1 pseudogene is annotated in these 583 nt (G+C 46.1%); it reads left to right on the top strand.

Annotated elements, in window-relative coordinates:
- Positions 1–89: 89 nt before the first annotated feature.
- A pseudogene (locus tag F0251_RS24360) lies at positions 90–583 on the top strand (flagellin B); the annotation flags it as partial.

Genomic DNA, 583 nt, shown 5'->3' on the forward strand with positions numbered 1-583 from the left:
GCCGTTATTAAAAGTAACTTTGAGAGAACTACTTGGTTTTCCGAGACGTCGGAAACCGCAATACCGGAAAATCAATTGGAGAAATCACCATGGCAGTGAATGTAAATACCAACGTTTCAGCGATGACTGCGCAACGTTACCTAAACAACGCAAACAGCGCACAACAAACATCAATGGAGCGTCTAGCTTCTGGCTCTAAAATCAACAGCGCAAAAGATGATGCTGCGGGCCTACAAATCTCTAACCGTTTGAACGTTCAAAGCCGCGGCTTAGACGTTGCTGTTCGTAACGCGAACGACGGTATCTCTATTGCACAAACCGCTGAAGGTGCAATGAACGAGACGACTAACATCCTGCAACGTATGCGTGATCTTTCTCTACAATCTGCGAACGGCTCAAACTCTAAGTCTGAGCGTGTAGCGATTCAAGAAGAAGTAACAGCACTGAACGACGAGCTTAACCGTATCGCGGAAACGACGTCTTTTGGTGGTAACAAGCTACTTAACGGTACTCACGGTACTAAATCATTCCAAATCGGTGCGGATAACGGTGAAGCGGTAATGCTTCAACTGAAAGACATGCG

Origin of the sequence: Vibrio sp. 070316B, from assembly GCF_013114115.1 — a bacterium.
Classification (GTDB): Bacteria; Pseudomonadota; Gammaproteobacteria; order Enterobacterales; family Vibrionaceae; genus Vibrio; species Vibrio chagasii_B.